Consider the following 13761-nt stretch of genomic DNA (forward strand, 5'->3'; position numbering starts at 1 on the left):
TGTCCTTGTCTGCAGAGATCAAGCCTGCTGTGTCCGGTCGTCACGCACGTGTGACCATGCGCGCAGAAGCAGCGCGGCGATGACGATGGTAGCGAATGCGAGCCCCAGCATGCGCACCGTTCCACCGCGCAGCGCGACGAGGGTGACGGCGAATGTGAGGAACGCGAACACTCGCGTGCCTAGCTGCGCTTTCCACAACCAGCTGCGCGGGCGGCGCAGGGTCCACAGCAGCAACACGTCGAGCGTCCAGACGCCGACCAGAAGGAAGTTCACGCTGGAGATCGGAATGCCCATCTTGCGGAACGTATCGGCGACGCCATCGAAGATGATGAACACTGCCCAGTAGGCGTGCACGACAAAGGCGAGCCAGGCAAACAACCAGAACAGGTGAGCGAGATTGGCGACACGTTGATCGGCGCTGCGGAACAGGTAGAGCACGAGGGCCGGGGTCAGCAGAAAGGTCGTCGCCCAGATGGTCAGCTTGGTGCGGCCAAGGTCGAGCGCGGGACCGAACTCGGGCTGCAGCAGCGCCCACACAATCACAGCGGCAAAGCTGACAAAGGCGAGAGTTAATTGGCCGAAAGTGATGTCAACGGGGCGTTCGGGGTCCATGGGCCGGCTCCCTAAAGCGTCTTGAGGTAGTCGAGCAGCGCCTCTAAATCTCCGACGTTGCGTTGCGGATCGTTGTACGCCCACGGATAGTCGTGGCCGCGATTGGAATTTCCGCGTTGCGCTGTGTCGAAGCGGAAGTAGCGCCTTCCGTCCGGTTGGTCGGGCGAGATGAAGCCGACGTTGAGCGGGTCGTAGAGATTTTGTCCGCGGAAGAACACCGCGCGCCGCGGCTTGAGATTGATAAGCTCCGCAAGCGTCAGCACACTAGCATTGTGCAAATAGGGTGCGCGCAGGAACACGCCGTCCAGCGGCGCGTTGAGATAGCCGCGGATCGCCGAGTTCTGCTCTTCACCGCGCTGCGGCCAGATTTCCTCGCGCGCAAAGTGGAATGGGTGATGCTGGTCGAACAGGCGGAAAAGGCGCTCTGGCACGGATCCGTAGTGGCGGAAGGTGACACGCGCTGGGTCGGTACCGATCGCCCCGACCGGGGTGACTTCATCAGTTTTCGGACCGTTGCTCCACCCGGTTCCGGCATCGTCGCGGTCACCGTGGCAACCGAAGCAGTGCGCCTGGTACATTTCTCGACCGCGCGCGAGGCGGCTCTGATCGCCCGGCACATGGTCGGGAAACATCTGCGCAAAGCTCGGCGCGCGCAGTGCGCGGGTGTAGTCGCTTGCCGCACGAATGTTGTGGACGACCTCCGGGTTGCGCATATTCTCCACAGTCGCTCCGGCGGCCAAGGCAGCGAGCGAACTGCGCGCATAAAGGTTGGCAATCGTACCATCGACCTGCGCCCGCCGCCGTAGGTCCTGCGAGAAGACGGTTGCGATCTTGGTGTAGACCGGCATGTCATTGCCCGGCCTTTGCAGGACCTGGCGTACGATCGTCCGGAACGGTTGGGTACGGGTCGGCCCGGTAGGCGTCACTTGCGGATCGCGCGACAATCCATGCCCGTGTGGCTCGTCGAAACGCGGCAAACCCGTTTCGAGCCTCGCGCGAATCTGACGCAACCAGAGCGCCGTCATCAGCCGCTCCGCGGGCTTCATATCGCGGCCGCTCGCCTCGGAATAGGCCTCGCGGATCGTCGCAATCGTCATCCGGTAGGGCGGCGGCTGTTCCGGGTCAGCGGCTTCTCCGGGCAGGAGCGGCCGGCGCGCCAGAACGGCCGCCTGGAATGCGTCGAGCCAGGCGAAGAGATTGAGGGAAATGCTGCCCGGCCCCGGCACTTGGCGCGCCGAACCGTCATCAGCTGTGCGGATCGCAGTGACGTGACAGAGGCCGCAGCTAAAGCCGACAAAGGGCACCGGCGACGGCGCTCCCGAGCCCGGCCGGTAGCGGGAGACGACGAAGCCAAGCGGCAAAACCTGCTTCAGGTCTTCGCCGGCACCACGAATGAAGCCGAACTGCTCGATCCAGTCGCCGCGTGCTCCGTCAGCGAGGAAGTGCTCCGGGAACAACACTGGCAGCGCGACGGCGACAGGCAACGGCATCAACTCGGTTCCGATCGAGCCGTGCAGGAATGCCGCTTCGGGGTCTCGCGACGTGTCGGGCTTTGCCCAGTCGCGTTCGAGCCAGATCAGCGCGCTGACGGCCAGAAGCGCCAGTACCGCAACGGCGTTGCAAAGCACTAGCGCTGGCCGGACGAGCCATCGAAGGCGTTCGCGCGAAACCGGCACGGCGGTCCTCCTTCAGCGGATACGCCAAGGTGCGAAGGCGCTGCCTGTTCGGGGCAGCAGCCCCGCGAGGTTGGGGCAGTTGCGTAGAATGATGCTGGTCATGTTGTTGCGTTCCACCCAATCCATGCCGAGCGGGGTGTAGATCTCAGGCCTGAAGTCGACGGTCAGGAACCGGTCACTTTGCAGGCGGCGCGAGGCCATCAGGACGAAGATACGGAAGGCGGTGTCGCTGAAACCGAAGCCAGTGGGCGGTGTCTCGGCAAACAGGCCGACCATTGTGTCGACCAGGTCGATGTTGTTGCGGTAGACCGCTTTCAATCGGCGCACCGATTCCGGATTAGGCGTGAGATCTTCGAAGTGGCGTATCCGAGACATGTGCAGCCCGGCGCGGAAATCGTTGTAGCGCGGCACGCCACGCCGCCGCGTGCGGACTAGGTCGACGACCGAGAGATCGACGATTTCGCCGTCGTGTACGAACTTCTGAAGCTCTCGCGGAAAATTGTGCAACGTGATTGCGCCCGGATATGCGATGCCGAAAGAATAAAGAACATTCGAAAGTCCGGTGGCTCGCATGATGCCATCAGTGTCCTTGCCCTGAATCTCGGTGAATCTTTTGTCGGCGATGTGGTTGCCGGTGGCATAGTCGAAGAACTTGTACTGGTCCGCCAGCAGCGGATGCATGCGATAAACCGTGACGAAGTCCTCCGTCAGCGAATAAGGCGCCGCGTGGTGATCCGGCATGGTTTTCGGAATGCCCTTTAGGGCATGCGAATCGACCAGCCATAGGCCAAGCCGAGTCAGCCAATCGTTGGTTGGCGGGCCGGTCCAGTTGGCGTTCATCCCGATCTCGAGGGCCTTGGTCGCTAGGATCGCCGGCGTCCACTCGATGGTGTGAATTTTTGCGATCAGGGCGGACACCACCAACCGGGCCGTCTGATAGACGCGCTCGTCGTTCAAGTAGGGATATTCGGCACGCAGGGCGTCGCACACTGCATTGTGCTCGCGGGCGAACAGTGTGTGCATCGCGCTCAGACCGAGCCACCAACTTTCGTTGAAGCCGGTGACCGCGAAGCCATCGAGGTCGACCGGCAGGTAGCCGTCGTCGAGGCGCAGCTTGGCGCCCTTAACGCCGTTGACGTCCTCGCGCAGCATATTGGCCTTGTTCGCGTCCGGCCCATACACCTCGGAGCCGTCCCACCAATGAGAGGCGGCGTTCGCGAACAGGATTGGCGGTTGGCCCGGTGCCGCTGCCGGCAATTCCAGATTTCCGGAAATGCGCATCTCGGCCGTGGCCGGGGTGTCCGGCCGGCTGGCCCATGGCGGCTCGCCGGGCGGAAGCGGAACAACCACGTCGTTTTCGCCGGGCTTGTGGCGTGCGTGACTGACCCAGTCGTGCACTTGGAATTGAATCCAGGCGGCTGCTAGAATGTTCAATGACTTCGCCGGAATGAATGTTTCGCGAGTGAGCAATTCCCTGCTGACAGTGACGGGATTCGGGTCGTTGAACAGATCAGGCATATAGACGGGCGGAAGATTGCGGCCGAACGCAGCCCCCAACATGCCCATTTCCGGATCGCAAAGGTCGTTGAATCTGCCATCGTGGCTGCGCGCCGTGCGTTCCGGCTCGGGGATCGGCGGCGGTACGGAACGCACCTTCGGCGGCGCGTCGCGCGGCTGCGTGTCGATAAGGTTCTTCCAGCGAAGGGTATGGCGGATTGCGTCAAGGTTGAGCAGGCTCAACCGCAGCGGAAGGCGGTGCCATACGACATAGTGGTTGAGCCAGGAGAGAAAGGCATAGGCGCCGGTGCCGAAGATCCGATTGCGCAGCAGAATGTCCGATTGCCAGCGATTCTTTAGGCGGTGCGCGGCGCTGGCGTCGTACACCACCTTGCGCGCGCGGTTGAGATTTCCCAACGGACGGAATTCTTCGGTGGTGTTCCAGGGATTGAACGCCATGTCGTCGATCATCTGTTCGGTCGCGAGGGCGTCGACGCTGCCGGTGTCCTGCCTGGGTATCGTCAGCGTCGCCACCTTTTCCAGAGGCGCCTTGTTCTCGAGCCACTCGACTGCGGTGTTCTCGATCGGCGTCGTCGTCTCGTCGACGAAGCGCTGGATGTAGAGATCGAAGGTCACATCGTCCGCCTTAAGGCGGCGAGCAAAGTCCCGCCGAAGGTATTCTGCGTCGGTCGGTTGCGGCGTTTTGTCCGGCTCCTGCGCCAGCACTGGCCGTAAAAGGTACCGGACCGCCAGCGTCCGGCCCCAGCAGATTGCGCCGCGGCTCCAGTAGGTCTCCCGCGTCAGGCTCGATACGGTCCGGTTGCGGGCCGCGCTGACGTTGCGGACCATCCGCACCACCTCCCTTGGACCGATCTGAAATACGAGGCGGACAAGTCCGACGATACGGTCGAGACTATTTCCTGCGGTCGCGACGGCGAACTTCACGAATTGGTCCGCGTTGCGCGCATGCGAGACCGGGAAGTTTGTCATCAGCAGATCGTGCTGCTCCGCCGCCGACACTTCGATTCGTAAGGCCACGCCGCGCATGTCCTTGCTGGTATCGGGTTGGCTTTCTCCATGCGCATTCGAGAAGCGCACGATCGTGGGATAGGCCTTTCGGGACTGAGCGAATCCGGCGGTCAGATCGGCAGGCAATCGATCGATGAACCGAAGTTGGGCGCCTTTGACGGCGAGGATCGATTTGGCGTGGAAGGTGCGCTGGATCCCGCCGGTGCCACTGCGCTTTCTGGTCTTGACTTGCATCCGCATAATATCGACGGCGAGCGCCGCGAACGCGATGCGTTCTTTTTCAGGATCGTCTTGGTCGTACGTTTCCCTCCATTGGACTAACATCATGCCCCCCGGAACTTCGAAGTAACGACGGCATCAGTCCAACACAGAATGGCGCACAATCAATGGCTGCGCAAGTCGGTATGTAACACTCCCGGAACGTATTTTGTCGCCGTCGATCACGGCGTTTGAGCCTCGGTTGGTCGCAACAGCGCTTCTTCCGGACGGGCGACTGGCTGGTGCAGAGAGGGTCGTACACCTAGGCGGCAGGTGCGCGAGATCTTGGCGTGTCGGCAAAAGTATTTGCTGGCATCAATTTGCATTGCGCGCTAACCTCTCGCATTACTTGTAAAGTGTTCGAGCGCCCCGATGCGACGTCGAGACTTTATCTCACGAGGCGTTGTCGCCGCAGCAGCTGGGATGTTCCCTACTCCCGCGCTGCTTCAACCCTCCCCACCAGCGGTCAGGGGGGCAGTAATCATTGGGGTAAACCGCGCAGGAAACTTGCCCGTTCTGTCCGCCGCGGCTTCGGGGGCAAAAGCAGTAAGCTCGTGGCTTTCCTCTGAAGGATTCGAGACAAAGCTTTATACCGATGAAAGCGGACCAGTAATTGCTGCGACCATTTTCGACGCCATCTCCGAGTTTGTCGGTCGAGGTACTCTCGACCAAATGATCGTGTACTTTTCCGGACATGGATTTTTGAACTCCTTTAATGAGTACTGGATGCTTTCACAGGCCCCTCACAATCCCAACGAGGCCGTGAGTCTCACTGAGAGTTTCGTACTCGCGCGCGAGTCAGCCATTCCGAATGTCGTTTTTGTTTCGGATGCGTGCCGCTCGACCCCAGACAGCATCAATGCTAGCCGCGTTCGTGGTAGTTTGATTTTTCCGAACACGGCTATAAGCCGCAATGTACGTGCGGACGTGGACATGTTTTTGGCCGCGCTTCCTGGTCAGGCCGCAGCAGAAATTCCTGTTTCGCAGAGTGCTCCAGGCTTCGAGGGGCTCTTCACAGCTTGCCTGTTGAGCGCCTTCCAAGAACCAGTTGAATCGCTAGTCAGGACAGTCGGAGGAATCCGTGTCCTTCCGAACAGAAACCTGAAGATCTACCTTGAAGCTGAGGTCATGAGACGGGCCGAGGCGAAAGCTCTTCGCCTTCATCAAAAACCCGATGCACAGGTGCTGTCATCGGATTCCACGTACATTGCGCCCATTCGTCCGACGACAGCACAAACAACGAAGACTGTCTCGTTGGAGCCCACTATTCGCGACGTCGCCTTGCGGCAGCTCGCCTCTCTTGGTACCGATCTCGCCCCCCTAAGCGCGCGGCGTCTTTACCTGAACCGCATTCCGAGCAGTCTTGATCAAGAGACAGTAAGCTTTGAACGGGTCCAGAGCTCAATCGCAGCGGAAACTACAACTTCACCTACAATAGCTGGTGTCCGGTCGCATGAGGCGGGTTTCAGTATCTCTGGCTCGCAAGTGTCCGAAGCAATAACAGCGGACAACGCCACAACTCAAGTCGATGCGCTACGTCGCTTAATCGTTGTACGCTTTCGCGATGCGCCGGCCGCTAGCGTCGCAATCAGATTTGCAGATGGGTCAGGCTCGATACTCGCCGCGCTTCGTGGTTATACATGCAGCTTGGTGATCGAAGCCGGAAAGATTCTTAGCGCCAGCTACTTGGCAAACGACCAGCCTCCAAATCCCTTCATAGATAAGTTGCGCTCCACAGTGGCGGCTGCAGCTCAGTTCGGGGTCTTCCGAATTGACGGCGATCGCGACACCGCTAACCGCAAAGCGGCCGAATTTGGCGACAAAATCCGGGCAGGAAAAAGCGCTGACCCCACCCTTGGGCTCTATGCCGCTTACGCCTATCACCAAGCAGATTTAGTCGACCGGGTTCGGTCCGTTGATGATTTCATGCGAGGAGATCTGCAAGTTCGGCTTTTCGACGTCGCGATGCTATCTAGGCGTCTGTCCTCCGACCGTCGCCGAAGCGAGGTGTTTCCGTTCTGCCCGATGCTAGCTCAAGGATGGGGCCTACTTCGCGTAACTCAAGCCGGCATCCGGCCCGAAGTCGACCGCCTTCGCGATCACCTTCGTCCCGCGCTGTGGTCAACGCTCGAACCGGAAGGCGTAAGTATTGCGGCTGATCTATTGAAAATTGGAAGAGTCGAGTGAGGGACGCATGATTGATCGAAGGTGCTTACTCGCGCTTCTTGCTATGGGAGCCACCATCGGTTCGCTCGCTTACGCACAATCGATCAGTAAAATTCGTCTAGTGCTCGTCCATGGTCGCGGCCAACAAGGTCTGAAGCCCGAAACGCTTAAATCGGAGTGGTTGCAAGCCCTGCGACAAGGAGCTGCCGCAATCGGGCGAACATTACCGAACGACTTAAGCGTGGCTTTCCCGTTCTACGGAGATGACCTTCAAAAGTTTGTAGACGAGTTCAATCTTCCACTCGCCTCAGAGATCCACGCAAAGGGCACTCCAGAGCAGGATGAATATCTTGCTTTTCAGGCTGAAGTAGCCGAAGCGATCCGTCAGCGGTCGGGGGTGACTGATATGCAGGTCGACGTCGAGTACGGCCAGAACCCCAAGCCCAAGGGCCCGCTTAATTGGGAATGGGTCCAGGCTATTCTCCAGGCCGTTGATAAGCACGGCGGGGGTATGAGCCAAGGCGCAATTGAAGCTTTCACAAGAGACGTATTTCTCTACGTCACTAGAAACCGGGTTAGAGATACGATCGATCAGATTGTGTCAGCTGGAATAACGGACGAACCGAGCATCGTAGTGGGGCACTCCTTAGGATCGGTCGTTGCGTATAACGTCCTGAGAACTGATCAGCGGAAGCTGCGGGTGCCATTACTCCTCACAGTCGGGAGCCCATTGGGTATTCGGGCGATTCGTGACCAGTTTCGTCCTCTTCGTTTCCCCTTACCCGTTAAGCATTGGTACAATGCTTTTGACGAACGAGATGTTGTTGCACTATTTCCGTTGGATGCGTCGAATTTTGCCGTCACACCACAAATTGAGAACTATGGATTGGTTCGCAACAAAACGAGCAACCGTCATGGAATCGTCGGCTACCTCGACGATCAACAGGTTGCCGGCCGACTAATTGAGGCCCTAGCAGCATAGGTCATTGATCGAGAGGGGTTTCCACTCCGAAGGACGTATCAACGCCCAAGCCGCAGCGCCTTGAATGTTGAAGATCGCCAACGACGCAGAGGCCAACCGGGCAAGATCGATGAGGGGGAAGTCAATAGCGTCGCCCTCGCGATTGGTAACTGTGTGCTGTGGCTGACATTGTATGAGCACGCTATGTCGGGTTGGCACTTCACCAGCCTCTCGGCGGGCGATCGCTTCCTGTCTCTGACGGGCAGTTAGTAGTCATCCGTGAAGACATGCCAAGCCGTTGAGTTAGAGTCGGTTTTGGCGGAGCTGCGGTTTTGAGATCGCAAGCTTTCGAGAGCGGAGGGGTCGATGGGACCGGAGAAGCCGGAGACGACGGGGGAAGGCGATCTATTTCGCGCTAGGCCTGGATCAGATCATCAATCTGAAGCACGAGTTGGTGCGACTCGGCGCCAAGATCGACGGGGACCGGATCGATCGTGAGATCGCACCGCTCTACAGCAAGGACCACAAGCCGCTTCGTCATCGGGCGGTTTCGTGATCTTGAAGCTGCGCGGCATCTCCTCTAGCGTCCGCGTCTCACTCACCACCGGCGCGACGGCATTTTGAGGTCGTGCCCAGATCGTTCTCAGAAGCTGGCCTTACTAAGGAAACATTGACGGACAACTGATGGTGGTGCAGGTTCTGCGTGCGCCGAGACAGTTAGCGGCTCTGAGGTCGTGTTCGCAAGTTATGACGGAGCATGGCAGTTGGTAGTGACGCGGCGGGCAAGCTGTTCGTCTTTCGATCAGATGAGGGTAGCTTCAGATGAGGGGTAGCTTATGAGCTTTCTCACCAAGCTTCCGCGCGATCAGTACGTATTGAACGCATTCGACAGGTTTAGTGCGTCGCAAGAAGCCTTCGACCTTGGAATCGCAAGAGCCTTGGCTTGGGCGTGCCAGCTCGCCTACGAGACGGATGAAACCGAGAAGGTCACCAGCCTTGCAGCGGGATGGGGATTAGAAGTTTGTCCCGGCGGCATTCTCTCTAAGGAAATCGTTACGGTTCTACCAAAGGCGAGTACGCAAGTGATCGTGTTGGATCACGGGGACGCATTCATCATTACGTTTGCTGGAACTGACCCACTCGTACTGGCTGACTGGATTTCCAATTTTGATATCGGCGTCACCGCGACTGGAGTAGCGAACGGTTTCGCCGTTGCAGCAGCAGCGGTCACGGACCAGATCGCTGAAATATTGTCAACTTCCGAGGCCAACAAGCCTATTTTTGTAGCGGGACACAGCCTAGGTGGGGCTCTGGCCGTTCTCTGCGCCAAGAAGATCAACGTCACTAATTTCGGAAGAGTGCGAGCCGTATATACGTTTGGTATGCCACGTCCAGGAAACGCGGAATTTGCGACTGCCTACGATCAGTTACTAGGAATGCGCACCTACCGCCTTGTCCACGGGCATGACGTGGTACCGACCGTCGCACCGTCTTTCTTCGGCTTTCGACACGTGGGACGTTACCTTCATTGTGGCCGCGCCGCCAAGTTTGATGCTCGATCGATGGCCGTACTCGTTGGATCGGACGATCCACCGTTCTTGCAAGGTATCTCAAAGGAGCTCAAAGGATTACTGCACGGATCCTTCTCGGGCGTATTATCGATAGCTGAACGACTAAAGATTATCGCCGCTTTAGCGGTTGGAGGATCGCTCTCCGGGATGCGCTCTGATCCGGGGGGGCTTATGATCGAATTGCTGCCGCCCCCGCTGCGAGATCATATGCCTGATCGCTATATACGGGCTATCTCGTGAAAATACTCTGGCCTGATGAAGATGTCACACGAACTGGGGCATAGATCGCACCACTACCGGGTGACAACCGGCCGCAACGGAGAACGACGGACGCAGTCATTTTGGCGGTTTCTTGCTGCGACATCAACGCATCGGTACGCGCTGACATCTAACCCGTTCCCGGCATGAGCGCCCGCCGTTGTCATCAGGGTCCCCGTCCGACTCCGTCGAACCTGTCGAGCAGGTGAAGCGGATTTCGCTGTTACCGTTCGACTGCAAAGGGCTGGCGATGCCAGGCCCGCTTTGCTATGAAGCGTCGAGCACCCGCCTCTCGCGGGTTCGCGGTCCCGTAGCTCAGCCGGATAGAGCGACGGTTTCTAAACCGTAGCGCGTCTTGGCAGCGCACGACATTGCCGAGGCCGGTAATGCCGCCAATTTGCCGAGAGAGCGCCCCTCCACGGCCCTATGCGATGGCGCCTGAATTCGCCACGGAAAAAAGAATCCCGCGGTCTTCCTCGGTGAGATGAAAAAGGCGGCCTTGTTGCATCTAACCGAGAGCGCCTCAGTCGACCACTCACACTCCACTCGAAAGCGCTTAGAAAAAACATCCTCGGGGCACATCGCGATCATCTCTACAATGACATCGCGGCAAACCGTGGGCGCAACCTTTTGTGCTGAAGAAGCGATGCGTCGAAGTGGCTCCGTAAGGTCGGCTGAGGACCAGGAAGGTGACGACCGACCGTTTCGCTAGATGCAGGATCAGCGCTGCCTACCTCAACTGAGAACGATCGATTATTTCGTTCAACCGCAAAATATACCGGTGATCCCCCTTCGAGGTAGACTTGGCCGTCACAGAACAGGGTGCGATGGGCTATCTATTGCGCCGAACTCCACCGCTCCTCCCTTTGAGGGTATCCGTCCGGTGAAGCTTTCAATTACCCACAAATGCTTGATTCGATGGTGGTAGTCCTGATCGAAAAATCTTGAATCGGATGAATCGCTTGTGATTCATTGTCGGGCACCTGAATCGCGACGGCGAGGTGCCTTGATGTGTTCAAGCGGAGCGGCGTGTCGTTGCTCGGCCGGCCCGGATGATGGTGATGAAAGTGCCGTCGACCATTGGACGGAGCGCGAGATCGACAAGACAGCGTTCAAGGATGCCCGTCTCGGTCAACGATTTAGCGAGCTGTTGAAGCAAATTGGTGACGGCATGGGCGGGAGCATACCGTTCGCGTGCCAGGATTGGGCGAACACGAAGGCGGCCTACCGCTTCTTCGCTAACGAGCGCGTGGAGGAGGCCAACATCCTCAGCGGTCACTTCGCCGCCACGCGCGCGCGTTACGATGATTGTAGAGGCCCGATCCTCCTTATTCAGGACACGACGGAATTCTCCTACCAGCGCGCGAACACGAGCGCGATTGGCCTGACCAAGAGCGTCAACAGCGGCCGGGACAAGGACGGCCGTTGGCGCCATCACACGGTCTGCGGAATGCTGATGCATTCCAGTCTCGCCGTGACTATCGAGGGCCTGCCGCTGGGATTGGCGGCGGTGAAGTTCTGGACACGAAAAAAGTTCAAAGGCACGGCGCAGCTCAAGAAGAAGATTAACCCGACCCGCGTTCCGATTGAGAAGAAGGAAAGCGTTCGCTGGCTCGACAATCTCAGGCAATCAATCGAGCGACTCGGACAGCCGGAGCGTTGCATTCATATTGGTGACCGCGAAAGCGACATCTACGAATTGTATTGCCTGACGCAGGAGCTTGGCGCTCACTTCCTTGTCCGCGCCTGCGTCGATCGGCTGGCAGGCGATGGCGGTCATACGATTGCAACCGAGATAGAAGAGACCAGCATCAAAGGCTTGCATTACATCGACGTGCGCAACGACAAGGGTGAGACGACGAAGGTCGCGCTGGAAATAAAGTTCAAGCGGATCGCGGTCTTGCCTCCCATCGGCAAGCAGAAACGTTATCCAGCCCTCGACCTGACGATAATCCACGCGACCGAGCGCGGTACGCCAAAGGGCCGTAAACCGATTGAGTGGAAGCTCATCACAGACCTAGCCGTCCGCAGTCGCTCCGAAGCAATTGAGAAGATTAACTGGTATGCCATGCGGTGGAAAATCGAGGTGTTCCACAAGATCCTGAAATCGGGCTGCAAGGCGGAAGACTCAAAGCTCCGGACCGCGGAGCGACTTGCCAATCTAATGGCGGTCTTCTGCATTCTCAGTTGGCGCGTCCTCTGGCTCACCATGCTCAATCGCATCGCCCCAGACGCGTCACCTAAGCTCGCATTGACGGACACCGAGATCGCATTGCTCGATCGACTCATCAGCGGCGCTAGCCATCGACGATGTCGCCCTGGAACCCTTGCATTTTATCTTACCAAACTTGCACGATTGGGTGGCTACCTGGCCAGGGCGGGCGATGCGCCGCCTGGAAATGTTGTCATCTGGCGCGGCCTCTCAAGACTCACAGACATCGAACTCGGCGCCGAAATCGCAACTACTGGAAATGTGGGTAATTGAAAGCCGGTGAAGGCCGCCTTGCCGAATGAGGCGTGTTGTTGAGAACTGTCCTTATGGACAGTGATAGGCGCAGTGCCCAAGTCGAACGGCTCGAAGTAGTGGACACAGGCCGACGGCGGCGCTGCTCCGAGGACGAGAAGCTCAAGATCGTCGTGCAGGCGCGCGCCAGGTCGCGGCGACAGCGCGGCGGTGTGGCGTTTCGCGCTCATTGCTGCTGCGATGGCGGCGGTCGTTTCGACCTGAGCCGAAGGATGCCACCCAGCCTGGCTTCGTACCTGCAGTGGTGGTCGCGGAATCAGAGCTGACGCCTTATCCAGTCGCGCCGGCCAGCAGCGGCGGGTCGATCGAGATCGAGTTTGCGGCCGGGGCTCGGATGCGGATCACGGGTGCGGTTGACGCGGCGACGCTGAAGGCCGCCGTGTCGGCGCTGGCAGATGGACGCCTCCGGTGATCCCCATTGCGCCGGGCGTGCGGGTGTGGATTGCGACCGGCCACACCGATATGCGTCGCGGTATGAACTCGCTGGCCTTGCTGGTGCAGGAAGCCTTTAGGCGCGACCCGCACGGCCGTGACCTCTATGTGTTCCGTGGCAAAAGCGGCAAGCTGACAGACGCGGCAGGGGCAAGCCCGACTCGCGTTGTCGCGCCGAGCTGATGAAGGCGGAATACGACAAAAACGCCGCTGTCGGTCGAGGCCGAGCCCAGCCGCACCTTCCGGGCGGATTCGGCCAAGCGCGCCTGCACCTTCCAGCATCTGATCACGCGGCCACGCCGCGCTGTCGACAATCTCGCTGAGGAGTGCTTCGGCGAGCAGGTCATGCTCGGCCATGAGAAGGATGTGCAGCGCGCCGAGACCTGCCAGGGCACGCCTGCGTGAAGCGCCAGAACATCGCCGGCGCGATGTTGCCATCCCCGTCGCCTGTGGCGGTCGTAGCCTCCGGTAGCTTAGCCGCACTGGAGCAGCTTTCTCCAGTGCGTTAGTGAACTTAAGCAAAACCAGTTACTTACGGAAAACGACTCGGACTTAAAGTCCGACACGACCAAATGACTCGTTCCTGAAATCAAAGCTGACTCGTTCTTTCAGCGCAGGAGCTCGAGTTTTCAATGCGTTAGTCGACTCGTTCTTAATGTGTCAGCATAATTTAGCCGCGCTCGAGTCCGACCTCGCGATGTCCACGTTTGGTGGGTTTCCGCCACACCATCGTGTCATGGCTCATATCGGCCTCCTACGGATCTAATACCCTGAAGC

Annotated in this window: 8 protein-coding genes and 2 pseudogenes; 7 read left to right on the forward strand and 3 right to left on the reverse strand. The window is 58.9% G+C overall.

Annotated features, from left to right (window positions below):
• Positions 1-18 precede the first annotated feature (18 nt).
• From N2605_RS27100 to N2605_RS27110, 3 genes are read right to left on the reverse strand one after another with little or no spacing between them, the layout of a single operon-like run.
• Positions 19-612 (reverse strand): hypothetical protein, encoded by a 594-nt coding sequence (locus tag N2605_RS27100; protein WP_260343824.1) that lies wholly within the window; start codon positions 610-612, stop codon positions 19-21.
• Positions 613-623: 11 nt separating this feature from the next.
• A complete protein-coding gene (locus tag N2605_RS27105; protein WP_260343825.1) occupies positions 624-2288 on the reverse strand; it encodes a c-type cytochrome in 1665 nt (554 codons plus the stop codon).
• 12 nt (positions 2289-2300) lie between these two features.
• Positions 2301-5141 (reverse strand): peroxidase family protein, encoded by a 2841-nt coding sequence (locus N2605_RS27110; RefSeq protein ID WP_260343826.1) that lies wholly within the window; start codon positions 5139-5141, stop codon positions 2301-2303.
• 438 nt (positions 5142-5579) lie between these two features.
• Here N2605_RS27110 and N2605_RS27115 point away from each other — a divergent pair, with 438 nt between their 5' ends.
• The 7 genes and pseudogenes from N2605_RS27115 to N2605_RS27145 all read left to right on the forward strand — a co-directional run.
• A complete protein-coding gene (locus N2605_RS27115; protein ID WP_260343829.1) occupies positions 5580-7259 on the forward strand; it encodes a caspase family protein in 1680 nt (559 codons plus the stop codon).
• A gap of 7 nt (positions 7260-7266) precedes the next feature.
• The gene (locus tag N2605_RS27120) at positions 7267-8220 is read left to right on the forward strand and encodes a lipase family protein (protein WP_260343831.1); all 954 of its coding nucleotides are present in this window, start codon (positions 7267-7269) and stop codon (positions 8218-8220) included.
• A 345-nt stretch (positions 8221-8565) separates the two neighbouring features.
• Positions 8566-8731 (forward strand): annotated as a pseudogene (locus N2605_RS27125) (IS5/IS1182 family transposase); the annotation flags it as partial.
• A 304-nt stretch (positions 8732-9035) separates the two neighbouring features.
• The gene (locus N2605_RS27130; RefSeq protein ID WP_260343832.1) at positions 9036-10010 is read left to right on the forward strand and encodes a lipase family protein; all 975 of its coding nucleotides are present in this window, start codon (positions 9036-9038) and stop codon (positions 10008-10010) included.
• A 1027-nt stretch (positions 10011-11037) separates the two neighbouring features.
• Positions 11038-12513: an IS4 family transposase gene (locus N2605_RS27135; RefSeq protein ID WP_260343833.1), complete on the forward strand. Its 1476-nt coding sequence runs from the start codon at positions 11038-11040 to the stop codon at positions 12511-12513.
• A gap of 447 nt (positions 12514-12960) precedes the next feature.
• On the forward strand, positions 12961-13167 hold the full coding sequence (tnpB, locus tag N2605_RS27140) for an IS66 family insertion sequence element accessory protein TnpB (protein ID WP_260343836.1): 207 nt from the start codon (positions 12961-12963) through the stop codon (positions 13165-13167).
• Positions 13101-13412, forward strand: a pseudogene (locus tag N2605_RS27145) (isocitrate lyase); the annotation flags it as partial. The gene tnpB and the pseudogene N2605_RS27145, both read left to right, overlap by 67 nt.
• Positions 13413-13761 lie beyond the last annotated feature (349 nt).

The organism is Bradyrhizobium yuanmingense (assembly GCF_025200905.1).
GTDB classification, from domain to species: domain Bacteria; phylum Pseudomonadota; class Alphaproteobacteria; order Rhizobiales; family Xanthobacteraceae; genus Bradyrhizobium; species Bradyrhizobium yuanmingense.